The following is a 24,714-nucleotide window of genomic DNA, read 5'->3' as shown; positions in this document are numbered from 1 at the left end:
AGGTAGAGGGGTTTTCCTACAATCTTTTGACTGTCAGTGATATAATTTTGTCCCACAATATTAATCAAAAACAAAAAACATGGAAACATTAAAATCAGTGCTTGAAGCAAGCCACGCCAAAAAAACAAAAAATGAATTAATTGATCTCTTATCGGGAGTAGAAAAAGTTCTTACCCCTGCAGTCTATGAAAAAGTATCTGGAATTGAAACTTCAGAACTGAGCTCATTGACGAATAAAGAATTATTAGCTATTGTAGAAGAATTCAAAAAGAATTATGATGAAAAGTGGGAAAAATCTTTTTCAGGTACATCTGCCGAAATTATGAAGCTGATTGCCGGTAAGATGGCTGCCGATGAAGAGATTTTCAGAACTTCCGATGCTGCCAGTGCGGATTTTGCTGCAGAATTGGGAAGTATCGATTTTGCTACTATTATTGGCGGACCTTTGGATGCTTGTGTAAAAGCACAGTCTAATGCCTCTATCGCAACCGTTAATTTCATCAATGAAGTTGGATTCGAACTTACAGATCCTTCCAATGCTGCCAGTCCTAAAAAACTGAGAATGGCAGAATTCAAATACAAAAAAAATATTCCGAATCCGGATTTTAAGGAAGATGAGCCGGTAAGTGCTACCAACCCTAAAACGATTCCGAATGATGTAGAAATCTCAGTGCCTTTTATTGCCCTGCTGAATGTTCCAAGTTTCAGAATTGAAACCTGTGAAGTAGACTTTAATGTGAAGCTTAATTCTACGTACACGAAAGACGTAAGTGATGAGTTTGGTATTAATGCCGGCGTATCCGGTGGTTGGGGACCTGTAAAATTCAAAGTGGATGTATCTTATAAAAGAACTTCCAGCACAGGAATCAAAGTGGAAAAAGAATATTCTCTTGGGGTGAAAGTACGGGCCACCAATGACGAAATGCCTGCAGGATTAGAAAAAGTTCTTGGACTTCTTTCACAATAATATTTTTACGAAAGATGATAAAATTATCAGATTACCTGGATTATCTCAACAACGAGATAATTCAGGCTCGTAAAAAAGCAGACGAGAATGCGGTTCTTATTGCTAAAGAATATGCCCGTCATGAATACCTTAAGTATTTTAAGGTTCCAAGATATGCATTGCCCAGTGTAAAGATGGATATTCCGATCAAAATCACGGATATAGATTCAGACTCTAAATATAATTTTAAACTGAATCAGGATCAGTTTGTCACAGAACTCAATGAGAGAATCCGTCTTGCAAATAAAGAGAAAAGACTGAATATTTCTGAAATCAGCAAAAGACAGCTCCAGACCGAAGAGTTCAAAACACTGTTCAGTAATCTGGAGAAAAATGATCAGAAATTTGGTAAACTCCCTGCGAACGAAGTTCTTAAACTGGATCTCAGAAAGAAAGTTCAGCTTCTTAATTCCGGGATTTTTCGGCCTCAGGATGGAACAACCGAAGAAGAAACAGAGGAGCTGAAAGAGATTTTTTCAAAGGTTTTACTCAACAAATATACACTGGTGAATGCCAAGCTGAACAATATTTACATAGATCCGAATACCAGCGCTGCGGAAGATAAAGATAAACTATTCATCAACCTTCATGTAGAAATGGAGGAAGAAGGAATCAGGATTGTGTCTTACAAAGATAAAGACGGTAACGAAATAGAACAGATAACTTTTGAGTAATGCAGGAACTTATTCACTTTACAGTACAGAAAATTAAGGAACTTCTGGAGCACTTCAATGATGTTCAGGCTTTATATCTTTCCAAATCCTTTGACTTTGATGTGCGGTTTGAGGTATTCCTTAATGAGGTTTTAGAGTATTTCCGTACCAAAGGAAACACCAGCCATGAATCTGAAGTTCTGAAAATTATGAATATGATTTCCACGGTTAAAAGAGGTTTTAACCCTATCAAAATGGAAAAAATAATTACCGGAAGACGGGAAATTCTTGGAGGATTTTCATTCAATGGAATGGAAAGCATGTATGGTATTCTCATGGAGATCTATACTAAGGAAAATAAAAAGCTTGATGATGCGGAAGAGCTTATTTCAGGAATCATAGTTTCATTATATCAAAATGGTATTCTGGATGATGAAAAGCTGAAAGAAATGAATTCTGTTCCCAAAATTGAACGTTTCTGGGCTTCACTGGTTGAACAGAATACAGCCATATCAGGAATTAATAAGAAACTCAGGCTGACCATTATTCCGGAGGATATTTTTCTTATTCTCGAAAAGGTATTTCTGAAATTAATTTAAAAAAGATCATTATGGAAACCGGAAGATATATCGTTCTGCTGCAAGACCAGCAGAAAAATGCACTCAAAAAAATTGAGAAAGAACTGGAAGTGAATATTACTTCTTCAGAATTTCTCTCTAAAGAAAACCGTTCTTATGAAATCATAGATCAGGATAACGGTGTACTTTACAAAAACCTGGGAGTTCTTGTGGTGGATAATATGGATGAAGATCAATTGAAAAGTGCCGTAAAAGATGAATCGAATTCTATTATTTATTATGAAAAAGAACGGGAGTTTTTTCCTGCAGATGAATTGCAGCTGATCAGTGAACTTAAAAAACAATCCGCCGGACTCGCAGAAAAAATTGCAGAACTTGAAAAATATATCATCAGCAAACCCTTGCCTCAAAAATCATTTGTTGAAATGGAATGGGGCCTTAAGGCTGTTGGGCTGGGAAATTCCAACTATACAGGCAAAGGAATTGATATCTGCATTCTCGATACAGGTCTTGAAACTTTCCATCCCGATTTTTCCTCTGAAGAAATTGAAGGCAAATCTTTCATAGATGGCCAGGACTGGAACAGAGATCCCAACGGACATGGCACACACTGTTCAGGAGTGGCAACAGGAAATACCAGAAGTGATAACGGAAACCGCTATGGAATAGCTAAGAATTGCAATCTGAAAATAGCAAAAGTACTCGCCGATAACGGAAGAGGAACTACCAGCAGTGTGATTGATGCCATAGACTGGGCAATTAGTAAAAAATTCAGAATACTGTCTCTTTCGCTGGCATCTCCGGTGAAACTGGATGACCAACCTTCCGTTCTGTTTGAAACCATTGGAGAAAGAGCGCTGGAAAATAACTGTCTTATTATAGCGGCTGCCGGAAATGACAGCAACAGGCCACAGATTCCGCAGCCTGTTTCAATGCCGGCCAATTCAAAATCTATTATGGCGGTAGGAGCTATTGACAGTCAGATGAAGATTGCCAGATTTTCAAACGCAGGGATTAACCCGTCCACAGGAGGAAATATCAATGTCTGTGCTCCCGGAGTAGATATTATCAGTGCCTATCCCAAAAACACAAAGAACAAAAATAATTTGTATTACAGCATGAGTGGTACAAGCATGGCAGCACCGCATGTTTCCGGGCTAGCGGCTTTATACATGGAACAGTTTCCTGATAAATCTGCAAAAGAAATCTGGGAACTGATTGAAAAAAAGGCAAGGCCTATTGAAGGCATAAAATACAGAGATATAGGAAACGGTTTAATACAAGTATACATATGATCACCTATCTGGCAGTTTTAAAGAAAGATATAAATTTAAAGAAGCTTGAAGCATTTCTGAAAAGCAAAGGCATTAAACTGGCTGCTCACTATAAAACCATAGGCGTTATAAAACTTGAAAGTGACAACCCAGTTTCCGAAACCGAATTTCAGGAGTATTTTATATCTATAGAAGAAGAAAAAGATAATTTAACAATATAATCACATCAATAAAGCTTTTCTGTCACAGAGAAGTTTTATTTTTGTCTCTTAATGATAAAATAATAGATGAATTTCAGATTTTCAATGGTGTTTCTGATGTTTTTTGCATTAGGATTCTCACAAGACCTTACCGTAATGAGTTTTAATATCAGACTGAATGTAGAGTCGGATAAAGATAATGCCTGGCCTAAAAGAAAACAGGATGTTGCCGATTTACTAACCTATTATCATCCTGATTATTTCGGAGTACAGGAAGCACTTCCTGAGCAGATGAAAGATATTAAAACGGGATTAAAGAACTATGACTATATAGGCGTAGGAAGAGATGATGGTAAAGAAAAGGGCGAATTTTCTGCTATTTTTTATGATACCAATAAACTTGAAGTGGTAAAATCAGGGACATTCTGGCTGTCTGAAACTCCGGAAAAACCTTCAAAAGGCTGGGATGCTGCATTGAACAGAATCTGTACCTATGCTGTATTTAAAGATAAAAAATCAAAAAAAGAATTCCTTGCCATGAATCTTCACTTTGATCATGTAGGAAATGTAGCCAGAGTAAAATCTTCAGAACTCATTCTGAAAAAAATCAAAGAACTGAATCCAAAGAATCTTCCGGTAGCTTTAAGCGGAGATTTTAACCTGACAGATGATTCGGAACCGATTAAAATTCTTTCCCAGCATATGAAAGATACTTTTTATCATTCCGAAACCAAACATTATGGCCCGGTAGGAACGTTTACAGGCTTCAATGTCAATGAAGTTCCAAAGGATAGAATTGATTATATTTTTACGCAAGGCTTTAGAATAAAATCTCACCGACATATCAATGACAGAAGGGAAAATCTTTTGTATCCATCAGATCATTTCCCTGTGATTGTGAACCTGTCGTTATAAAAAATCAATTGGTTGGAAAATCAATCTCAAATCCAATTCCTCTCAGGGATTGGATTTTTATTTGGGGATCACTATTGAAATATTTACGAAGCCTGCTGATGAACACATCAAGACTTCTTCCGGTAAAATAATCATTGGTTTCCCAAAGATTGTCCAGAATATTATCTCTTGTAATGATCGTACGATTGTGTTTCAGAAGATACAGGAGCAGCTCCTGTTCACGTATGGTTAACCGGTTATTTCCGTTAGGATGTGATAGCAAAAGTTTGGTAGTATCCAGTGAAAATTCTCCAATTCTTATTTGAGTTTCTGTAACAGCCGGAAGGCTTCTCTTCAGGATATTTTTAATCCGTAAAACAAGCTCTTCAGGATCACAGGGTTTGGCAATATAATCGTCTGCACCTATTTTCAATCCGGTAAGGCGGTCTATTTTTTGATTTTTAGCCGTTAAAAATAACAGGGGGAAATTATTTCTCTCCTTTAAAATTATTTTAGCCAGAGAAAAACCATCAATGTTGGGCATCATAACATCCAGAATCCCCATTTGAAAAGAAAAATCAGTTTGAAGTAATGGCACTACATCTTCAGGATTCTGAAACCAGCTGACTTCAAAATCTTCCAATTCAAGATACTGCTTCAGAATCATTCCGAAATCCGGGTCATCTTCAGCCAGAAGGATTTTAGTTTTCATAAGGAATTGATATTGTGAAAGTACTACCCAAATTAAGCTGGCTTGAAACATTTATTTTTCCACCATAATTGGCAATGATTTTCTTCACGAAATAAAGCCCCAGTCCAAGCCCTTTGCTGTTGTGGATATTGTTGTTCTGTATTCTGTAGAATTTTTCAAAAATGTTATTCAGTTCTTTCGTTTCCATGCCTTGTCCGTTATCCGAAACTTTGATTTCCAATTGTTGAGAAGAGCTGCTGATGTTTACTTTAACAGCAGATGCCCCATATTTTACACTGTTTTCACAAAGGTTTTTAATCACTGTTTCCATCAGGTTTTTATCAAAAGGAAGATTTTTTGAGACTGCATTTTCGAGGTTAAAATCAATATCAGGATACGTAACAGAAAGATCCTGAATGAAAAAATTCCAGTCCTCAGGTTGTATTTCAATCATTTCATCAGGTATTTCATCCTTATGAAGCTGAAACATCAGACTTTCAAGCCGTGAAATCTGACGGTCAACCAGAGGAAGTGTTTCGGGATTCCATTCTTTTTTTAATGCCTTTGATGCTATTTTTAACGTAGCGATCGGAGTTTTAAATTCATGCGAAATGTTATCCACAATGGTGTGGAGAAATTCTACCTGCTTTTGCTGCTTAATCAGATTTCTGATCGTGAAAATATAAAGTAAAAGAACTCCTGAAAGCAGTATAATACAACAAATGATCAATAGAGTAAGCTCTTTGAAAACAATACTTTTTATATTTCTGATCTCAAAATCAGTTTGGGTTTTGACAAGAAAAGTATTCCTTTTCTCAACATGGCCCTTATCTGAATCATTTCTTTTGGTGGTAGACGTTTCCCAACTTCCGTTACTGGCAATATGTGGGTTTTTAATCTTATCTTGTGTTTCAAAAATAACAATAGGTTCTGTGATTACTTTAGTGCTGTCCGGAAGATGTACAATAGAAAGGTATCGTATTCTTGAGGAAATCTCATAACCATCTTTCTGGTAGCGGCTTTCGATATAATGGATCAGTCTTTCTCTGGCTGACTTTCTGTTTTCTATGAAATAATGTAAAAAATCTTTTTTGCTGATCTCCTTATTATGATATTGTATAATGATTTCCTGAAGAGAATCATCATTCCTTTCTTTGGCTTCCTGGATATCCTCAAGATTGTCTGTGTAATGGGTGAGTCCGTCATTCACGGATCTGTAGATATCTCTTTCTTTTACCTGATAGGTTTTGTACATAAAATAAACCTGAATTCCCAGTAAAAGCAGGAACAGAGCGGCAAAAACCGAAATCAGAATTTTACTCTTGGCTATCATTAAAACAAAGATAAACCTTTAGGCGTTTTCCGGAAGTGATTATTTTATTATTAACCTTCCATTAACCATCGTTTCAAATCGTAAAAAACAAAGCTTAATTCATTCCTCTGAATTTGGGAATGTTGATATCTGAAAATACATTAACCCATCATTAACCTTCTATTAACCATATTTCTTATAGTCAATATAGAATTTTGTACCCGTAAACAGAATTACTGTTTTGTTAAGTAGGATAAAAAAATAGCCATGTATAAGATTCTTTTTTTACTATGTTTTCCTGTCTTGATTTTTGCCCAGAAACAAAAGCCCGGAGGAACCATTATGAATACCGATAATGAAAAACTCTCATCCATAAAGGTGGAAGTATATAATGCCCAAAATGAATTAATCAAAGAATTAAAAACGGATGATAACGGAAAATTTGTATTGGAAGATATTGCAGAGCAGGATGTAAAACTAGTCGTTAAAAATCAGGGATATTCTTTATTTGAGAAAAAACTTGATCTGAAAGAAGCAGAAGCTCTGAATATCATTCTTAAAAAGGAATCACAGGAAATAGAAGGAGTGGTTATGACGAAACGAAAACCGCTGGTGAAAAGAAAAGTAGACCGCCTGGAATTTAATGTGGAAAACAGCAATATTTCATCACTCAATGCCTGGGAAATTTTAAAAAATACACCAAGTGTCACCATCAATAATAGTGTATTGAGTGTAAAAGGGAGCACTGGAATTCTGGTAACAATTAATGATAAAAAAGTAATGCTGACGGGTGATGAACTCAAGAACCTTCTGGAAAATACACAGGGAGATGAGGTGAAATCAGTAGAAGTAATTACCAATCCGCCCGCAAAATATGAAGCCTCAGGCAGTGCAGTACTGAATATTGTACTGAAAAAGAATAAAATCGAAGGCTACCGTGGAATTCTCTCCTCCAAATATATACAGACACAATATGCGAAAGGCGTTTTTGGTCTTTCCCAATATTATAAAAAAGATAAACTTTCCGTTATGGGAAGCTATTATAGAGGGCTGGGGACGTACTACCGGGAAGGAACAGATTATGTAAACTACCCGGAGAGCCAAACCCGATGGGTAAGTACAATGAACAGGAAGGATAAAAACACTAACCAGAATACCCTGAATTTTAATGCGGAATATGAATTGGATAGTTTAACCAATATCAGTCTCAACTACTCAGGGTATTTTTCTCCAAAATCTTTCGGAATTTATAATGTTCCTACACTCATCTATAACCAACAGGATGCTGTAGAATCTAATTATACCACGATCAATGACCATCGTTCACGTTCCATCAATAACTCTGTAAGTTTTCAGATAGACCGTAAGCTTAATAAGAAAAGCAGCCTTTCGTGGATTAATTATTTTACAGGAAATAATGCAGATAAATATCAGAATGTGATCACCTATCTGAACTTTGCAGGACAGCCGCCAGGAGAAGATAATTTTCTTACCCATAATAAAGCAGATGTTCAGTTATATTCTACCCAGCTGGATTATCAGTGGAAAGCGGATAAACTGGAGTTGGAATCCGGAGCGAAGTATAGTTTTGTAAAGACAAACAGTCAGCTTGATTTCTCAGACAATGAGAATGGAATCCTGCAATACCGTCCTGAAAAGAGTAGTATTTTCGATTATAAAGAACACAATTTTGCACTGTATTCTTCATTGGCTTATAATATTGGAAAATGGAGTTTCAAAGGAGGACTTCGTGCAGAAAGGACAGATCTTGAAGGAATTGTTTCCGAACCCTACGAACTGAATAAAAGTAACTATTGGAAACTGTTTCCTACTTTTTACGCACAGTATACCACAGAAAATAAACAGGAATTCGGGTTCTCCTATGGAAAGAGAATCAGCAGACCTTCCTACTCATGGCTGAATCCTGCGAAATCTTATTATAACCTGTTTTCCTATTATCAGGGAGATCCAAAATTAAAAGCAACCATTACCCATAATCTCAATCTTACCTATTCCTGGAAAGACTGGAACCTGGATTTGTATTACCGAAAAGAAATATATCCCTCTATGGAAATTTCATATCAGGAACCAAGTACCAACAGTCTCATTTATTATTTCACCAATATTGAAAAAGGAGAAGCTTTCGGATTAAGCCTGTATAAAAACTTTCAGGTGAAGCCATGGTGGAATATCATCCTCTCTGAAAATCTGGAACACAATGAAAACTACTTCAAAGGAACGGACGGAATGCTGTATAAAAATCAGGTGTGGAACTGGGTGTCCAATATTTCTACAAGCTTTACTTTGGATAAAAACAGCGATTGGAAAATGGAAATGGGCCACCGCTACTATTCACCCGGTATACAGGGAACCTTTAGAATTTCTTCTCTCTGGTCAGCCTATTTTGTAATGAACAGAAAGTTTTTCAGCAAAAAACTGGAAGCCAGTCTTATTTTTACCGATATTTTCAGATCCACAGGTCAGAAAGTCAGCACAAAATATGCGAATCAGGATAATTATTTTCTTGATTATTCAGATACCCAGGGAATAACCTTTTCATTGAAATTCAACTTTGGAAATCAATCCGTTAAAAATGCAAAAACCATCAAGAAGACAGCCGAACAGGAGAGATTATAGAATATTTTAATATAAAAGTTAATTGCGACAAAATATTGTTACTAAAGAATGATCGCCTGATGTTACATTTTCGCTATTTTTGATACCTATCTTTAAAAAGATCGCTATGAAGAAAATTTTTTCCGGAATGCTGATGGCAGTTTCTTTACTGCAATTGTCAGCTCAGGAATTGTATATGCCGAGGAATATCAAAAAAGCATATGAAACAGGAACACGTGACATATCCGGTGCACCAGGTAAAAACTACTGGCAGAATAAAGGAGTGTATAATGTAGAGGTGAAAGTGGATGCCGGTACAAAGGTGGTTTACGGAAAAGAAACCATTATTTATACCAACAACAGCCCCGATAATCTTAATGAACTTGCTATACGATTTGTGAATAATCTTCACAAGCCACAGTCGCCAAGATCAGGATTTGTATCCAAAGATTTTCTGTCGTCCGGGCTAAAGATTAAATCTTTCATCGTAAACAATGTAAAATATGATATCGACAGTGACGACTGGAGTACCGTTGAAAAAGTAAAATTAAAATCAGCTTTAAAATCTAAGTCGAAAGCTGAGGTTAAAATAGAATGGGAATATCCATTGTCAGTACAGAGTGGGAGAGAAGGGCAGATTGATCCTGAAACATTCTACGTGGCCTATTCTTTTCCAAGAATTTCCGTGTATGATGATTACAATGGGTGGGATATGCTTCAGCACTCGGACAGACAGGAGTTTTATAATGATTTTAATGACTACAGTTTTGCCATCACGGCACCCAAAAATTATGTAGTTTGGGCTACCGGAGATTTTCTGAATCCGGAAGCTGTACTTCAGCCGGAATATTTAAAAAGATATAAAGCTTCCTTAAAAAGCGACAAGCTGATGCATGTTGCTACAGAGCAGGAAATGAAGTCCGGAAAAGTAACAAAGCAGAATAAATGGAATGTCTGGAAGTTTAAAGCCAGTCATATTACAGATTTTTGTTTTGCGATGAGCAACCATTATGTTTGGGATGCTGCCAGTGTGCAGTTAAAAACAAAAAGAGCCAGCGTTCAGGCCGGATATAAATCAGGAGCTAAAGATTTTGAACATTATGTAGACTGGATGCGCTATAATCTGGATTGGTTCTCGAAAAACTGGCCGGGCGTAGAATATCCCTACAATGTAATGACAGCTATTCAGGGATATGCAGATATGGAATATCCAATGATGATCAATGATACCAGTATTCCTGATGACCTTCAGGATGCAAGACTGACTGCAGATCATGAAATTGCCCATACCTATTTCCCTTTTTACATGGGAATCAATGAGACAAGATATGCATTCATGGATGAAGGATGGGCTACCACGTTGGAATATCTGATCGGAATTGATGAAAACGGAGAAGCTGCTGCCAAGGAATTTTATAAAAACTTCCGTGTTAAAAGATGGATTAATGATGCATCTGCAGAACAGGATCAGCCCGTTATTACAATGAGCACCCAGGTGAGTGGAGCAGGATATGGAAACAATTCCTATGTGAAATCTTCTTTGTCTTATCTGGCTCTGAAAGATTATCTGGGAGATGAATTATTCAAAAAAGCATTACATCATTATATGGACAACTGGAATGGAAAGCACCCTGTTCCATGGGATTATTTCAATTCTATGAATACCGGCTCAGGGAAAAATCTGAACTGGTTCTTCCAGAATTGGTTTTATACCAATAATTATATTGATTTAAAAGTAACCGGAGCTTCCCAGATGAATGATATGCTTACTATAAACGTAGCTAATGTTGGGGGATTTGCCATTCCGTTTGATGCTATATTAGCCTATGAAGACGGAACTACAGAGAAACTGCATTTCTCACCTTCTGTCTGGGAAAAAGATCAGAAACTTACTGATCTGGTAATTCCTATTAAAAAGAAAGTAAAGTCTGTACAGTTGGATGGAGATCTGTTTATGGATTATACCCCGGAAGATAACTACAAAAAATTATAAAAGAAAAGCCTTCAGAATTGAAGGCTTTTGTATTTTAAAAATAAGCAGTTAATCGTAAACCTAAGGTGATATAGCTGATTTTTTCTTTGGCAATCATGTTGTTAAGTTCCTGATCCAGTTCATCACTGTCTTTAATCTCATCACTGAACTGGTAGCGGATTGTAGAGTTGATCTGATTATAATCTGTATAAAAGGTAAGGCCTACTCCCGGATTGAATTTGTAGGTCATAGAAGCTCCTGTATTCCAGCGGAAAGCTGGTTTAGGTTTATATCTGGCAATCTGAAGCTCGTGATTTGGAGCATCTATATCATCTCCTTTTACAAATACTTTTCCACTGGCAGTTGCAGCATATCCTCCGGTTAGCTTTACCATGAGCTGCCATTTGTCTGAGAACTCATGAGAGAAATAAGGGCCAATGCCTGCAGACAGGAAGCCCATGGATTGTGTTTTTAATTCATGGTTGCCAAAATCCTGCCCGTCATCAATGGTTATTCTTTGAGATTTAATTGGGAAGCTGCTGAAAGTTATATCTGCACCCACACCCCATTTTTTTGAAAAGAAATAAGCGCCTTCCAATCCGCCCTCAAAACCGTTTTGTTTTTTGTCATCCAGTTCAGATTCTCTCAGGAAGTTGGTTGTACCTAGTGCTATCCCTGACTTTAGAGCAAGAAAGGAAGGATAATCGTTTCCTTGTATCCTGGATAATATACTTAAATTATCACCCTTATTTTTATAAATCTTATCAATAAAAAAATATCCTAGTTCTGTGGATATAATTCCAATACCGGCACCAGCAAGAATATCAGGAACCCAGTGTCTGTTATTTAAATTTCGTCCGAGTCCTGTAATCGTAGCAGAGCCATAGCCTGCAATACTGTAAGCCGGATTTACCATTCCATATTCCTTGTGTAGAAAGCTGGCATTAGTAAATGCCATGGCCGCATGTCCTGAAGGGAAAGAATTGTTTTTAGAGCCATCCGGGCGTTCAACTTTTGTCGTATATTTAATAGAATTGACTAAAATAGCCATAATAGCTAAACTTGTTCCATAAGATAAGGTGGCTCGTCCAAGATTATTCCTTCCTTTTACGCCCGCTAATTTTAATCCATAAACAGCAACTGCCGGAGCATATTGAAGATAATCATCATACTTAACTTTGAAGTTGGGAAGATATCGGTTTCTTACCTCACGAATATTCTCTTTTTCTCCCCATGTTGCAGCGGCCGCTGTAAAAAGAAGAGCCGGAGCTACTGATTTTTTTACCCATTCTTTTTGGAAAAAAGGAGTTTTCTGCTGGATGGGATCAACTGAACTAAGTAATGTGAGATCTTCCTTGAGATTCCGGGCCTGGATAGTATCCTGCGCTTTAATACAGTGTAAGTGCAATAGTATTCCTGATGCTAGTGCTATTTTTTTCATCGTAGTGGTGCTGAAATTTAAATCGGGTAAAAATATTAAAAAAATCTATCCCAAAAATTGAGATAGACTATTTTAATATTTTTATAATATTCGGATGAGGCTGTTGATTATCTTAATCCAGCTCTAGGTCCGGATGCAGCTACTACAGCCTGCATTCTTGTTTTTTGATTAGCCGAGAACATAAACATAGATTTGTCATCTACATAATCCATATAGTTCATGAACATCTGAGAGCGGCTTACTCCTCCACAAACTCTGTTTAGAGGATAGGTAGGATTACCGTAGTTAGGGCCAGGAGATGTAGGAGTGTCATTAGAGTAATCTGTCTGGCATCCTGCATCAGAAGATCCCCAAAGGTGTGGAAGGTTTAGGTAGTGTCCTACTTCGTGAGTTACCGTTCTTCCTAAATTGAACGGAGCAGAAGCACCTGTTTTTCCTATGTACTGGTAACCTATTACAAGACCGTCATACCATTGTCCTGCATTTTCCGGGTAATAAGCGTAGCCTAAAGTTCCAGGTTGGTTGTTTTCGTCAAGTATTGAATTGACAACCCAAATATTCATATTTTTAGTTACATCAGTAGCATCAATCCCTCCTGTACTGGCTTTTTTCATCTGTTCAAGATCAGATCTCCAACCTGTTTTTGTGCTCTGCTTACGGTTGGTTGCCACTAATTTGAAACGGATTTTTACATCGCCTGCTGCTGAAGGCTGAAATGCAGAAGGAATTTTTGTAACGTCAGAATTGGTTCCTCCATAGTCAGCATTGAGTACGGCAATTTGCTCTGCAATTCTTGCATCAGAAACATTTTGCGTAGAAGTGTTATAGATTACATTGAAAACAACCGGGATTTCAACAGTTCCATCTGCAAGAACTTTTCCTACTTTAAGGTCATTGATAAAGCTTTGGGTACGCGATTCTATTTCTTCTGCTTTTAAGCGTAATGAAGGGTCTTTTTGTAACATTTTAGCTCTCAATTCTTCAGAAGGGCAGCTTCTTTTAAGCGCACTTCCGGTAGCAGGCTCCTGAGTGGGCGGAGTTTCATTTTGATTGGTTAAGTTGTCAGTGTTACATGCCGACATAAAGCCCAGAACTAGGGCTCCAAATAGGAATTTTTTCATATCGTTATAATATAATTTGGTTGAGGGTGTGAAATTATATTATTTGAAATTAATATGCAAGGTTTTTCTTAAAATGTTTGATAAATGTTTAAATTATCATTGTTTTGTTTGAATTAAAATCAAATAAAATAACATTGTGTTGAATTTTAGTTAATTTTATTTATTTGTTTTATATTTCACATTTAAGTGTATTTTAAATGTAAATAATTTTATTGTTTTTCTATTATTTATAGAATATTTTTTACATTAAAGCAGGTTATGGATGATCTTTAAAAACGGTAGATTTCTTATCGTATTCTCTTCAGTTCTCCTGTAGGGTTTATGGTTTTAATACCTTTTATTATTATATTCCTGCAGTTTAAGTGGGGTAGAAGCATAAAAAAAATCTATCTCAAAGCTGAGATAGATTTTTTTTATATAAAAATTTTATTTTAGTACACTCTCAATCCTGATCTTGCACCAGAAGAGGCTACAACAGACTGCATTCTTGTTTTTTGTCCTGCAGAGAACATAAACATTGCTGCATCATCTACATAATCCATGTAGTTCATAAACATTACAGATCTTTGTACACCACTACAAGTGTTGTAAAGTGGATAAGAAGGTTTTCCGTAATTGGCAGTAGTCTGTGTAGGAGTATCACTTACCTGGTCATTTCCGCAATTAGCATCTCCCCAGATATGTCTTAAGTTTAAGTAATGACCTACTTCATGAGTTGCTGTTCTTCCCAGGTTGAAAGGAGATGAAGCTCCCGTTTTTCCAAAATATGGAGCGGCTATTACAACACCATCATTCCATAATCCTGAAGATTCCGGGAAAGTGGCATATCCAAGAATAGTGCGTCCCTGACTGGTCATTTTGCCTACAACCCATAAGTTTAGATAATTGGTAGGGTTAGTGGCATCAATTCCTCCTTTAGAAGCTTTTTTCATATCATCATTAGTTGCCCAGCTGGTTTTTGAAGTGGATTTTCTAACGGTGTTTACCAGCCTGAATTTTACTTTTGTATCACCAGAACTTACGGGTTGGAATTCGGTTGGAATTTTATTAACATCACTGTTCGTGCCTGTATAGTCTGCATTCAATACTGCAATTTGCTCAGCAATTCTTGCATCAGAAACGTTTTCAGCTGTAGTTTTGTATATAACATTTACCACCACCGGAATTTCTACAGTACCGTCTGCAAGAACTTTTCCGAATTTCAGATCATTGGCAAATTTCTCTGTATTGGCTTCCAGTGCAGCAAATCTTTGTTGAAGTTCAGGGCTTTTTTTCAATGCTTCCTGTCTGATTTCCTCAGAAGCGCAGCCTCTTTGAGCTAAACTGGCAGAAGTTATGGGTTCGTCAGTTGTGTTTTCGTTTTGATTGGTGATGCTGTCATTGTTACACGCAGCCATTACACTGAGCATAAAAGCTCCAAATAATAGTTTTTTCATATCAAAATCATTTAGGTTGAGGATGTGAAATTATATTATTTGAAATTGATATGCAAGTGTTTTTTAAATTTCTTTAAAGAATCGTTATTTTATATTAATATTTATTGGTTTTAATTCAGTGTTTTTTAAAATGTATTGAATTTTAATCAATTTTACGAAATTTACTAATGTGTTTTTTGATTTTACTTGTTTTACATTGATACTTTTCGCTTAAATTTATTTTTATGAGAATTTTTTCATGACAAAAAACTTAATTTGCAAAACCATTTTTAATGGCAAAAACAGCCAGCCCTACACGCGTTTTCAGATCCAGTTTTTCACAAAGCTGATCACGGTAGCTTTCCACTGTTCTTGGGCTGCAGCACATTCTGTCTGCAATTTCCTTATAGCTGAGTTCCGTTACAGTATATTTCAGGAATTCTTTTTCTCTGTCGGAAATTTTTATGGCAATCTCAGATTCTGTTTCTTTATTAAGGTTAGAGAATATGATTTTGGAAGCCCAGTCCGGATAAAAGAAACCATCACTGTTGAGTCGGGTGAGAGCGGTTTCAAGATCTCTTGGATGGGTATTTTTTAGAAGATAACCTTTTGCGCCGCTTTTGATCATCTTAATCACACTGTTGTCGTCTCCCTGCATACTGAGCGCCATAATTTTAACATCAGGATGATTTTTTGTAAGCCAGACTGCGGTTTCAAAACCATCCATAATCGGCATACTGATATCCAGGAGAATAATATCGGGAATTGCATTGCCTTCTTCAAATTTTTGGATGAGGTCTTTTCCGTTTTCGCTTACATAGATTACTTCAAATTCACTGAAATTACCAATAATCCCTTCCAGGGCTTTTGCAATAAGTATATGGTCGTCAACAATTACAATAGTTTTTTTCATGACTGTTTTTTTAAGATAATATTGATTTGAGTTCCCTTATTTTCCTGGCTTTCCATACGAAAACGTGCTCCTATGATTTCAGCTCTGTTTTTCATGTTGGTCAAACCTATTCCGTTGGATTTGATTTCTGAGGTATCAAACCCGATTCCGTCATCTTGAATATTAAGTTCCCAAAGAATATCTTCGGAAGTATTCAGACTGATAAGAATATTTTTACAGCGGGAATGTTTTATACTGTTCTGAATAAACTCCTGAGTAATTCTCAGAAGGACATTTTTATGAACAAAGCCTAAATCCAGTTGTTTAAAATTGTGCTCAAAACTTACATGACATTTTTTAAAGGAATTGGTGTTATCTACTTCTTCCTGTATCAGCGTTACAATTTCCTTCTGGTTGATATTGTCATCCGTTAATGTTTTAGACAGGCTTCGAAGATCCTGCAGAGATTGATTGATAATCTGGGAAACCTGATCAATTCTTTCACTGGCTTCGGATACTTTATTTTCATACAGCATCTGCTGTATATAGAGACTTACCAGGGTAAGCTTTTGGCCAATGTTGTCATGCAGTTCCCTGCCGATCTGCTGCATGGTAGCCTGCTGGATTTCCAATTGGGTAGCCAGGAGCTCTCTCTGATGAATTTCATTTTTCATCTCGATTTCATTCAGATATTCTTTTTTGCGCTGTCTGTAACTTCGGATATATACCAATACGGCTGTTACAAACATTACAAAAAGTATGTTGAATAGAATGATAACTATTAAGAGCTCTGTTTTCCCCATATAAATGAACTTGCAAATAAGATATACATCACTGAAACTGAGAGTAGAAAATAACTAAAATAAATGTCCCAAATTTCCTTGTATTTTACCAGAAGTGATAAAAATGCCATGAAAGGTAATGTTCCTATATAGGATAGCGTAATCCCAAGATTAATATAAAACATTTTGTTTTTATTGAAATTGAGAATCTCTTGTGAAGTAATTTGTTTGTAATACTCCATTATTACCAAAAGCATCAGAATAAGGCAGCCAAACGTATAGTTGAAGGCAAATACAATTTTACTTTTGGCAAAATATAATTCATTGGGAATAAATGAAAGGAGATATAAAATGGATATTATCCAAAATAATTTGGGCTTTCCTAAAGATTTTGCAGCATATAACCAGTAAAAAAATATAAACTGGATCGGCATTAAAAGGTAGTTATAATACTGAGCTTTGGTAAAATGGACAAAACTTCCCCATTTACCATACGCTTCCCCAAGAAAAATAAATACCAGATAAAACACAAAAAACTTCCAATGTTGTCCTTTTAAACGGTTATAGTGGAAAAGAGCTATGACTGCAGCAAGTCCTTCAGCCCAAAGCAGACTTTTTTGTGCAAATTCCTGGAACTCTGTCATACAGTGTGTTAAGTATATATATTACAATTAGAAAGACTCACCTATAGGTGTTTTGGGTGGAATAAGGACTCCGTTATTCTCTCCGAGAGTATCATCATCATCTTCCCCGGCACCTTTGGCAGAGAGGAAATTTAATGCTAAAGAACTTCCTCCAGCATTCTGGAAAGGATTGAAATCATAATCGTGAAACTCTCCTGTTTCATTTGTTTTTTTCAGAGTAGGAATCATTACCAGTGTATGTTTTCCCGCATATTCCTCAGGAACAGGATGAGAATCCATCATAGACCAGTTTTCAGCTTTCGGATAAGTTGCATAATAAAATCTGATTCCAAGATCTTCTTGAGAAGTTGCCGGATTTACTTTCGCAGCTTCTTCTTCGATTTTTGCAATAAAGCTTTTTAATTTAGGAAGATCAAACCAAATGGAATGTGCGTCTTGTATTCCCAAAGTGGTATTAATAGCACTTAGATGATTTTGACGGTAATTGTCGATCAGAGCCTGGATAAGACTGTTTGACATGATCCCGGGTTGTAATGGGTTGTTTGATTCTGTATTCATAGCTTAGTGTTTTACGGTAAAACTCAATTAATATGCAAATCTCGTAAAAAATATTCTAGAAAATGTATTCATGAATTGGGAATTACCCTGTTATTTTTACCGTGTTTTTACGGATTGTAGGGATGGGATAAAGATTTTGCAGGAGAGAGGCGCTGATTCAGCCAAAAAAACGGAGAAAATCTCCGTTTATATTAATTAAATGCATCCGTAATGTTTTGGATCCCTGCAGATCAGTCCTGCTGTGCAGCAAAGGCCGATGGGGCAGTTCCAGTTCTCGTCACAGGCTATCATGGATTGAATGAGTCCGCCTTCAATTTTCTTTAATTCGTTTCTTTTTAACTTTTTCATTCTGATTTTGTTTGAGTTATTAGTTGATTTGTATCGTAAATATAATAATATTTCACTAATTAAGGATAAAATAGAAAAAATAAGTGCTGCAGATCATTCTACAGCACTTATTCACAAAAATAATGTATATGAAAAAAACTATTTATTGCTCAGTAGGTCTGAAAACCAAACCTGTTTCTACAAAATAATCCAGCGTGATTCTGTCTCCATCGTTTACATTTCCTGCAAGGATTTCTTTAGAAAGTTTATTTAATACTTCCTGTTGGATTACTCTTTTCAATGGTCTTGCTCCAAAAGCAGGATCATATCCTTTCTCCATCAGATAATCTACGGCATCCTGAGTGAACGTCATGATGATGTTTCGTTTAGATAACATTTCATTGAATCCTCTCAACTGATACTGGACGATTTTTCCGATTTCTTTTTTTCTTAAAGGCTGGAACAGTACAATTTCATCAATTCTGTTCAGGAATTCCGGACGTAGGGTTTGTTTTAAAAGATCAAAAACTTCATCTTTTGTTTTATCCACAATTTCATCCTGGTTTTCCTCCGTAAGATTCTCAAAATTTTCCTGAATAAGGTGAGAACCTAAATTCGAGGTCATAATGATAATTGAATTCTTGAAATTCACTACGCGCCCTTTATTATCTGTCAAACGTCCGTCATCCAAAACCTGAAGTAAGGTGTTGAAAACATCCGGATGTGCTTTTTCAATCTCGTCCAGAAGTACTACGGAATAAGGTCTTCTTCTCACGGCTTCAGTCAGCTGTCCGCCTTCATCATATCCTACATATCCCGGAGGCGCTCCTACCAATCTTGAAACACTGTGACGCTCCTGATATTCACTCATATCAATTCTGGTCATATTGTTTTCATCATCGAATAAGAATTCCGCCAATGCTTTTGCCAGCTCGGTTTTACCTACTCCGGTTGTTCCCAGGAATAAGAAGGATCCGATAGGTTTCTTATCATCACTCAATCCCGCTCTGTTTCTTCTGATGGCATCTGCAACCGCCTGAATGGCTTCGTCTTGTCCTACCACTCTGTGATGCAGTTCAGATTCAAGATTCAATAATTTATCTCTTTCAGACTGCAGTAACTTGGTTACAGGAATACCTGTCCATTTACCAATTACTTCAGAGATGTTTTCGGCCGTAACCTCTTCTTTGATCAGCTCATTCTGATGGTTCTGCATTTCCAGCTCCATCTTGGTGAGTTCTTCCTCTTTTTCACGGAGTTTTCCGTATTGGATTTCCGCTACTTTGGCATAATCTCCGGCTCTGGAAGCTCTTTCTGCTTCATGTTTCAGAGATTCAATATCTTTTTTGATCTGGGTAAGATCTTCACTTTTCTGTTTTTCTTTCAGCCATTTGGCATTAATTTCATTTCTTTGTTCAGAAATTTTTGCAATATCTTCCTTCAGGTGATCAATTTTTGTCTGATTTCCTTCTCTTGAAATGGCTGCTAATTCAATTTCCAGCTGCATCAGTTTTCTGTCCAGAACGTCCAGTTCTTCCGGCTTTGAATTGATTTCCATTCTCAGTTTTGCGGAAGCCTCATCAATAAGGTCAATCGCTTTGTCAGGTAAAAAACGATCTGAAATATATCTTTGAGACATTTCCACCGCAGCAATAATTGCTTCATCTTTAATTCTTACTTTGTGGTGGGCTTCATATTTATCTTTAATACCACGAAGGATAGAAATGGCAGATTCAGTATCCGGTTCTTCCACCATTACTTTCTGGAAACGTCTTTCTAAGGCTTTATCTTTTTCAAAATATTTTTGATATTCATTCAGCGTAGTGGCTCCTATCGCTCTTAATTCTCCTCTTGCTAAAGCAGGTTTTAAAATGTTGGCAGCATCCATTGCTCCTTCACCACCACCGGCTCCTACTAAAGTATGGATCTCATCAATGAAAAGAATAATCTGTCCGTCAGATTTGATCACCTCATTCACCACAGATTTCAGACGCTCTTCAAACTCACCTTTGTATTTTGCTCCGGCGATCAATGCTCCCATATCCAATGAGAATAAGGTTTTATCCATAAGGTTTTCCGGAACATCACCACTGATGATTCTGTGGGCAATTCCTTCAGCAATTGCTGTTTTACCTACACCCGGTTCCCCAATTAGGATTGGATTGTTTTTAGTTCTTCTGGAAAGGATCTGTAAAACCCTTCTGATTTCTTCATCTCGCCCGATTACAGGATCCAGTTTCCCTTCTGCTGCCAACTCGTTGAAGTTCTTAGCATATTTATTTAAAGACTGGTAGGTTTCTTCTGAGCTTGCAGAAGTTGCTTTGCTTCCTTTTCTTAATTCTTTGATAGCGCCTTCCAGTAGGTTTTTAGTTACCCCCATATCTTTCAGCATTTTGGATACTTCAGAACTGGTTTCCAGAAGTGATAACCATAAATGTTCAATTGTTACATATTCATCACCCATCTTTTTAGCGATATTGGGGGCATCCAGCAATACTTTGTTGGCTGATTGTGAAAGATAAATGTTGCCTCCCTGTACTTTTGGAAGTTTTTCTAAATTTTCACGGTTGCGCTCTCTTACTAAGTTGGCATCTGCTTCAGATTTCTTTAATAAGAAAGGCGATATATTTTCATCCACCTGGAAAATTCCTTCAAGGAGATGTTGAGGTTCAATACTCTGATTGCCCAGCTCCATAGCAACCTGTTGTGCTGCCTGGATGGCTTCCTGTGATTTTACAGTATATTGGTTTAAGTTCATATCTTTTATATTTTTGGTAATGGTTAATATTAAGTTTAACTTTAAAAAACATCAAGAAACCAAATTTTAAGGCTCAGTTTCTTAATGCCATCAATTATTTAATCATTTATTCGATGACTGTATCGCAAAAACTGTTCAATTATTAAATTTACAAAAAAATAGGACAAATTTTCCGGATATTGTATTTTTAACGGAAATTTAACTTGACAAAATTTCCGATTTCGTAATTATTTCTTTGAAATCCATGAACAAATAGTCATAATCAGGTAAAATAATTACATCATAAAACTGAAATTGAAGAGTCTTTTGCTTTTTATGATCAAAAAATAAGCAGTTTAAATCAGAATAGTTACTTTTGCATTTTACCAGATGGAACTAAAAGAAAAACAGAGAAAAATACTAGACGTAGCAGTAGAACTTTTCAAAGAGAAGGGCTATATGGGAAGCTCGGTAAGAGATCTGGCTACGAAACTCAATATCAAGGCAGCATCACTGTACGCGCATATCCGTTCAAAGGAAGAAATTTTGGAATGGATCTGTTTTGGCATTGCTCAGGAATTTTTTGATGAGCTTCAGGAAGTAAAAAATACGGATATTGCACCCAGAGAAAAACTGAATCTGCTTTTGGATAAACACCTTTCGGTTGTTCTTAAAAACCGTGATGTTACCCATATTTATTCCAATGAGTGGAGGCATCTTGAAGAAAGACTTCCTGAATTTGTAGAATTAAGAAAAAACTACCAGCAGGAAGTTGAAGAACTGATTTCTGAGATCTACAAAGCAGAAAAATGGGAGCTGAAATCACCTTCATTTACTACAAGATTTATTCTTCATACTTTAAATAATTCTTACTTCTGGTTCAAAAGAAGCAGTGATTCTACCGATGAAATTACCGATGAGATCAGAGATAAAATTCTTTTTGGTCTGCTTGGAAATCAGCATTCATAGGCTGTTGGTAAATAGAATCATTGATACATTTTACATTATACGTTTTACAAAATAAGCATTTTAGCTTTTATTCTGTTATTTAGAATCATTCAAAATATGACAAAAGTCATAAAAATTTTGCCAGCTAGCAAAATCTTTTTAAATTTACACCTAACAAATGTTAGTTAGTTTTATGGATTTTTCAGTTGAATATCTGGAGCTGGGTCAGTTGAGACAGCTTCAATCCGACCGGTTGATCAGCCTGATCAGCTATTTGGAAGAGAAGTCGGAATTTTATAAAAAGAAATTTGATGAATTGCAAATATCTCCACAGGATATAAGGTCGATTGAAGATATCGCGAAACTTCCTATTACTTACAAGCAGGATTTAAGAGATAACTATCCGTTCGGATTATTTACCGTTCCAAAAAATGAGCTTCAGCGCATTCATTGTTCAAGCGGAACTACAGGAAAACCGACCGTGGTAGGATATACCAAAGAAGACGTAGATCTTTTTAGTGAAGTAGTGGCAAGATCTTTACATGCGGCAGGCGCAAGACCAGGAATGCAGTTGCATAATGCCTATGGCTACGGGATTTTTACAGGAGGATTAGGTCTTCATTACGGAGCCGAAATGTTGGGAATGAGCGTACTTCCTATTTCCGGAGGCATGACAGCAAGACAGGTAGATCTGATTGTAGACTTTAAACCGGAAGTGATCTGCTGTTCTCCTTCATACGCTTTAACTATAGCCGATGAGTTTGCCAGAAGAGGAATTTCTGCAGACGAAATCAGTCTTAAATATGCGGTACTAGGGTCAGAACCATGGACGGAAATTATCAGAGGCCATATCGAAGAAAGATTAGGTGTTCATGCGACCAATATCTATGGATTGAGTGAAATCATCGGGCCTGGAGTTTCCATGGAGGATTTCGAAGAGAAAGGCGGAGGTTATATCTGGGAAGATCATTTCTATCCTGAAATTTTAGATCCTGTGACCAAACGGCCGGTTCCTTTCGGGGAAGAAGGTGTATTGGTGATCACTACTTTAACGAAAAAAGCAATGCCGCTTTTACGATATTGGACAAATGATATCACAAGCCTTTACTACGATGAAAATGCGAAAAGAACAATGGTGAAAATGAAACCCATTGTCGGCAGAGCAGATGATATGCTGATTGTAAGAGGAGTAAATGTGTATCCAAGTCAGATTGAAGACGCTTTTTCGTATGTAAAAGGAGTGGTTCCCAACTACTATTTGACCCCTGTGGAAAAAGAACATATGTGTATTGCTCTGGACATTGATGTTGAAATAGATGATGAACTGGTGAAATCTCAGAAAATAAACGCCAATACCGATGATTATTTTAATTTTGTCGGGAACTTTGGGAAAAATATAGAAAACGAAATAAAAAAGAGGGTGGGGATTACTACGAAAGTAAAAGTTCATGCCCAGGACAGTTTGCCGAAGTGCGAAGGTGGAAAAATTAATAGAATACTAAAAAAATAATGAATTCATTTTATAAACTTAAAACAGTTAAGGTTCAGAAAGATACCTCCGAGGCAGTGAATGTAGCGGTGGAAATCCCTGAAGAACTGAAAGATAAGTTCAGGTTCAAACAAGGACAGTATCTGAATTTCCGTATGATGATCAACGGAAATGAAGAAAGACGTTCTTATTCTATCTGTAATGCTCCAAGTGAAAAAGGCAATACACTGGAAGTATTGGTGAAATTGCTTGAAGGTGGAAAGGTATCCGGGTATTTCAATGAGCATCTTCATATGGATGAAGTATTGGAAGTGATGCCTCCGATGGGTGGTTTTAATACCTCTTATCACCCGACAAATGTAAAAACTTATGTTGGTCTGGCGGCAGGTAGCGGAATTACTCCTGTATTATCCAATATCAAAGAAAGTCTTTATCAGGAACCTAAAAGTATTGCTTACCTGTTCTATAGTAACAGAAGCATGAATCATGTTTTAAGAAAAGCAGAGATCGACAAACTGGTAGAGCATTTCAACGGAAGATTGAAAGTTGTTTATTTAGTGAGCCGTGAAAAGCATGAAGATCCTGTTTTTGAAGGAAGAATTTCATCAGAAAAGCTGGAGCAGCTATTTGAAAGATATACAGATATTGACATCAGAGAAGCAACTTACTTTATTTGCGGACCTTCAGAAATGATCAAAGGGATTGCTGATTATCTGAAGAAAGATAAAAAAGTACCTGCTATTCAGGTTTTATTTGAATATTTCACCGCTCCGGATGAAGAAAATACGGAGGAAATGAGTGATGAATTCAAGGCAATTGCCAATATTGAAAGTATGGTAACGGTAATCATTGATGATGATGAATATTCATTCCACCTTAATTCTAAAAAAGAGAGTATCTTAGATAAAGCATTGAAAGATCAGCTTCCGGTTCCTTTCGCATGTAAAGGAGGCGTTTGCTGTACGTGTAAAGCGCAGGTTTTAGAAGGAGAAGTTTTCATGGAGAAAAACTATGCACTTACCGAAGAAGAAGTAGCCAGAGGCTTCGTTCTTACCTGCCAATGTCACCCAACAACCAATGTGGTGATGCTTAATTATGATGTTTAATTTTTTGTAAAATGTAAAACGTATAATGTAAAACGTATATCGAAAATACATTGTATAA

The 24,714-nt window shown here is 36.6% G+C and carries 22 protein-coding genes; 11 read left to right on the top strand and 11 right to left on the bottom strand.

Annotated elements, in window-relative coordinates; translation table 11 throughout:
- Positions 1-79: 79 nt before the first annotated feature.
- The 6 genes from ACWPWS_RS24745 (at position 80) to ACWPWS_RS24720 (ending at position 4,626) form a co-directional block, all read left to right on the top strand.
- Complete coding sequence (locus ACWPWS_RS24745) at positions 80-967, top strand: DUF2589 domain-containing protein (RefSeq protein WP_209786092.1); 888 nt, start codon at positions 80-82, stop codon at positions 965-967.
- Between the two features lie 14 nt (positions 968-981).
- Positions 982-1,680 (top strand): hypothetical protein, encoded by a 699-nt coding sequence (locus ACWPWS_RS24740; RefSeq protein WP_209786091.1) that lies wholly within the window; start codon positions 982-984, stop codon positions 1,678-1,680.
- Positions 1,680-2,258: a hypothetical protein gene (locus ACWPWS_RS24735; protein WP_105684596.1), complete on the top strand. Its 579-nt coding sequence runs from the start codon at positions 1,680-1,682 to the stop codon at positions 2,256-2,258. Before ACWPWS_RS24740 ends, ACWPWS_RS24735 begins: the two co-directional genes overlap by 1 nt.
- An 11-nt stretch (positions 2,259-2,269) precedes the next feature.
- Positions 2,270-3,532, top strand: coding sequence for a S8 family peptidase (locus ACWPWS_RS24730; RefSeq protein WP_454048255.1), 1,263 nt, complete (start codon positions 2,270-2,272; stop codon positions 3,530-3,532).
- Entirely contained in the window at positions 3,529-3,732 is a 204-nt protein-coding gene (locus tag ACWPWS_RS24725) for a hypothetical protein (RefSeq protein WP_454048254.1), read from the top strand. The genes ACWPWS_RS24730 and ACWPWS_RS24725 overlap by 4 nt, the downstream gene beginning before the upstream one ends.
- A 66-nt stretch (positions 3,733-3,798) precedes the next feature.
- Entirely contained in the window at positions 3,799-4,626 is an 828-nt protein-coding gene (locus ACWPWS_RS24720) for an endonuclease/exonuclease/phosphatase family protein (RefSeq protein WP_454048253.1), read from the top strand.
- A gap of 4 nt (positions 4,627-4,630) precedes the next feature.
- Here the strand turns inward: ACWPWS_RS24720 and ACWPWS_RS24715 are convergent, their stop codons facing one another.
- Together ACWPWS_RS24715 and ACWPWS_RS24710 are read right to left on the bottom strand one after the other, a co-directional pair.
- On the bottom strand, positions 4,631-5,317 hold the full coding sequence (locus ACWPWS_RS24715; RefSeq protein ID WP_309513619.1) for a response regulator transcription factor: 687 nt from the start codon (positions 5,315-5,317) through the stop codon (positions 4,631-4,633).
- Positions 5,307-6,629 carry a sensor histidine kinase gene (locus ACWPWS_RS24710; protein WP_454048252.1) on the bottom strand — a complete coding sequence of 441 codons (1,323 nt, stop codon included), beginning with the start codon at positions 6,627-6,629 and terminating at the stop codon, positions 5,307-5,309. Before ACWPWS_RS24710 ends, ACWPWS_RS24715 begins: the two co-directional genes overlap by 11 nt.
- A gap of 246 nt (positions 6,630-6,875) precedes the next feature.
- Here ACWPWS_RS24710 and ACWPWS_RS24705 point away from each other — a divergent pair, with 246 nt between their 5' ends.
- Positions 6,876-9,245 carry an outer membrane beta-barrel protein gene (locus tag ACWPWS_RS24705; RefSeq protein WP_454048251.1) on the top strand — a complete coding sequence of 790 codons (2,370 nt, stop codon included), beginning with the start codon at positions 6,876-6,878 and terminating at the stop codon, positions 9,243-9,245.
- Between the two features lie 106 nt (positions 9,246-9,351).
- Positions 9,352-11,217 carry a M1 family metallopeptidase gene (locus ACWPWS_RS24700; protein ID WP_454048250.1) on the top strand — a complete coding sequence of 622 codons (1,866 nt, stop codon included), beginning with the start codon at positions 9,352-9,354 and terminating at the stop codon, positions 11,215-11,217.
- 34 nt (positions 11,218-11,251) lie between these two features.
- Here the strand turns inward: ACWPWS_RS24700 and ACWPWS_RS24695 are convergent, their stop codons facing one another.
- The 9 genes from ACWPWS_RS24695 to clpB form a co-directional block, all read right to left on the bottom strand.
- The gene (locus ACWPWS_RS24695; RefSeq protein WP_454048249.1) at positions 11,252-12,637 is read right to left on the bottom strand and encodes a phosphatase PAP2 family protein; all 1,386 of its coding nucleotides are present in this window, start codon (positions 12,635-12,637) and stop codon (positions 11,252-11,254) included.
- 107 nt (positions 12,638-12,744) lie between these two features.
- Positions 12,745-13,758, bottom strand: a complete 1,014-nt coding sequence (locus ACWPWS_RS24690) for a zinc metalloprotease (protein ID WP_209786081.1) — start codon at positions 13,756-13,758, stop codon at positions 12,745-12,747.
- Between the two features lie 431 nt (positions 13,759-14,189).
- Positions 14,190-15,194, bottom strand: a complete 1,005-nt coding sequence (locus tag ACWPWS_RS24685; RefSeq protein WP_454048248.1) for a zinc metalloprotease — start codon at positions 15,192-15,194, stop codon at positions 14,190-14,192.
- Positions 15,195-15,444: 250 nt separating this feature from the next.
- Positions 15,445-16,086: a response regulator transcription factor gene (locus tag ACWPWS_RS24680; protein WP_105684606.1), complete on the bottom strand. Its 642-nt coding sequence runs from the start codon at positions 16,084-16,086 to the stop codon at positions 15,445-15,447.
- Positions 16,083-16,814, bottom strand: a complete 732-nt coding sequence (locus ACWPWS_RS24675) for a sensor histidine kinase (RefSeq protein ID WP_245169787.1) — start codon at positions 16,812-16,814, stop codon at positions 16,083-16,085. The genes ACWPWS_RS24680 and ACWPWS_RS24675 overlap by 4 nt, the downstream gene beginning before the upstream one ends.
- 32 nt (positions 16,815-16,846) lie before the next feature.
- On the bottom strand, positions 16,847-17,491 hold the full coding sequence (locus ACWPWS_RS24670) for a hypothetical protein (RefSeq protein WP_209786078.1): 645 nt from the start codon (positions 17,489-17,491) through the stop codon (positions 16,847-16,849).
- Between the two features lie 27 nt (positions 17,492-17,518).
- Complete coding sequence (locus ACWPWS_RS24665; protein ID WP_454048247.1) at positions 17,519-18,049, bottom strand: hypothetical protein; 531 nt, start codon at positions 18,047-18,049, stop codon at positions 17,519-17,521.
- A gap of 195 nt (positions 18,050-18,244) precedes the next feature.
- A complete protein-coding gene (locus tag ACWPWS_RS24660; RefSeq protein ID WP_309513612.1) occupies positions 18,245-18,397 on the bottom strand; it encodes a hypothetical protein in 153 nt (50 codons plus the stop codon).
- A 142-nt stretch (positions 18,398-18,539) separates the two neighbouring features.
- Entirely contained in the window at positions 18,540-21,134 is a 2,595-nt protein-coding gene (gene clpB, locus ACWPWS_RS24655; RefSeq protein WP_454048246.1) for an ATP-dependent chaperone ClpB, read from the bottom strand.
- Positions 21,135-21,503: 369 nt separating this feature from the next.
- Here clpB and ACWPWS_RS24650 point away from each other — a divergent pair, with 369 nt between their 5' ends.
- The 3 genes from ACWPWS_RS24650 to ACWPWS_RS24640 all read left to right on the top strand — a co-directional run bounded on the left by ACWPWS_RS24650 (position 21,504) and on the right by ACWPWS_RS24640 (position 24,656).
- Positions 21,504-22,082 (top strand): TetR/AcrR family transcriptional regulator, encoded by a 579-nt coding sequence (locus ACWPWS_RS24650; RefSeq protein ID WP_105684611.1) that lies wholly within the window; start codon positions 21,504-21,506, stop codon positions 22,080-22,082.
- Positions 22,083-22,254: 172 nt separating this feature from the next.
- Positions 22,255-23,571 (top strand): phenylacetate--CoA ligase family protein, encoded by a 1,317-nt coding sequence (locus tag ACWPWS_RS24645; protein WP_454048245.1) that lies wholly within the window; start codon positions 22,255-22,257, stop codon positions 23,569-23,571.
- Positions 23,571-24,656 carry a 2Fe-2S iron-sulfur cluster-binding protein gene (locus tag ACWPWS_RS24640; protein ID WP_454048244.1) on the top strand — a complete coding sequence of 362 codons (1,086 nt, stop codon included), beginning with the start codon at positions 23,571-23,573 and terminating at the stop codon, positions 24,654-24,656. Before ACWPWS_RS24645 ends, ACWPWS_RS24640 begins: the two co-directional genes overlap by 1 nt.
- The last annotated feature ends 58 nt before the right edge of the window (positions 24,657-24,714 follow it).

This window comes from Chryseobacterium sp. Marseille-Q8038 (genome assembly GCF_965111995.1).
Note: the sequence above shows the minus strand (reverse complement) of the source record. Positions and strands in the feature narration are given on the sequence as shown.

Excerpts from the sequence above, each read along its gene's own strand:
- ACWPWS_RS24745 (WP_209786092.1), top strand. The coding sequence starts at position 80 with ATGGAAACATTAAAATCAGTGCTTGAAGCAAGCCACGCCAAAAAAACA.
- ACWPWS_RS24645 (WP_454048245.1), top strand. The coding sequence starts at position 22,255 with ATGGATTTTTCAGTTGAATATCTGGAGCTGGGTCAGTTGAGACAGCTT.
- ACWPWS_RS24665 (WP_454048247.1), bottom strand. The coding sequence starts at position 18,049 with ATGAATACAGAATCAAACAACCCATTACAACCCGGGATCATGTCAAAC.
- ACWPWS_RS24695 (WP_454048249.1), bottom strand. The coding sequence starts at position 12,637 with ATGAAAAAAATAGCACTAGCATCAGGAATACTATTGCACTTACACTGT.
- ACWPWS_RS24720 (WP_454048253.1), top strand. The coding sequence starts at position 3,799 with ATGAATTTCAGATTTTCAATGGTGTTTCTGATGTTTTTTGCATTAGGA.
- clpB (WP_454048246.1), bottom strand. The coding sequence starts at position 21,134 with ATGAACTTAAACCAATATACTGTAAAATCACAGGAAGCCATCCAGGCA.
- ACWPWS_RS24675 (WP_245169787.1), bottom strand. The coding sequence starts at position 16,814 with ATGTTTGTAACAGCCGTATTGGTATATATCCGAAGTTACAGACAGCGC.
- ACWPWS_RS24725 (WP_454048254.1), top strand. The coding sequence starts at position 3,529 with ATGATCACCTATCTGGCAGTTTTAAAGAAAGATATAAATTTAAAGAAG.
- ACWPWS_RS24685 (WP_454048248.1), bottom strand. The coding sequence starts at position 15,194 with ATGAAAAAACTATTATTTGGAGCTTTTATGCTCAGTGTAATGGCTGCG.
- ACWPWS_RS24740 (WP_209786091.1), top strand. The coding sequence starts at position 982 with ATGATAAAATTATCAGATTACCTGGATTATCTCAACAACGAGATAATT.
- ACWPWS_RS24680 (WP_105684606.1), bottom strand. The coding sequence starts at position 16,086 with ATGAAAAAAACTATTGTAATTGTTGACGACCATATACTTATTGCAAAA.
- ACWPWS_RS24690 (WP_209786081.1), bottom strand. The coding sequence starts at position 13,758 with ATGAAAAAATTCCTATTTGGAGCCCTAGTTCTGGGCTTTATGTCGGCA.
- ACWPWS_RS24730 (WP_454048255.1), top strand. The coding sequence starts at position 2,270 with ATGGAAACCGGAAGATATATCGTTCTGCTGCAAGACCAGCAGAAAAAT.
- ACWPWS_RS24715 (WP_309513619.1), bottom strand. The coding sequence starts at position 5,317 with ATGAAAACTAAAATCCTTCTGGCTGAAGATGACCCGGATTTCGGAATG.
- ACWPWS_RS24700 (WP_454048250.1), top strand. The coding sequence starts at position 9,352 with ATGAAGAAAATTTTTTCCGGAATGCTGATGGCAGTTTCTTTACTGCAA.
- ACWPWS_RS24710 (WP_454048252.1), bottom strand. The coding sequence starts at position 6,629 with ATGATAGCCAAGAGTAAAATTCTGATTTCGGTTTTTGCCGCTCTGTTC.
- ACWPWS_RS24660 (WP_309513612.1), bottom strand. The coding sequence starts at position 18,397 with ATGAAAAAGTTAAAAAGAAACGAATTAAAGAAAATTGAAGGCGGACTC.
- ACWPWS_RS24670 (WP_209786078.1), bottom strand. The coding sequence starts at position 17,491 with ATGACAGAGTTCCAGGAATTTGCACAAAAAAGTCTGCTTTGGGCTGAA.
- ACWPWS_RS24650 (WP_105684611.1), top strand. The coding sequence starts at position 21,504 with ATGGAACTAAAAGAAAAACAGAGAAAAATACTAGACGTAGCAGTAGAA.
- ACWPWS_RS24705 (WP_454048251.1), top strand. The coding sequence starts at position 6,876 with ATGTATAAGATTCTTTTTTTACTATGTTTTCCTGTCTTGATTTTTGCC.
- ACWPWS_RS24735 (WP_105684596.1), top strand. The coding sequence starts at position 1,680 with ATGCAGGAACTTATTCACTTTACAGTACAGAAAATTAAGGAACTTCTG.
- ACWPWS_RS24640 (WP_454048244.1), top strand. The coding sequence starts at position 23,571 with ATGAATTCATTTTATAAACTTAAAACAGTTAAGGTTCAGAAAGATACC.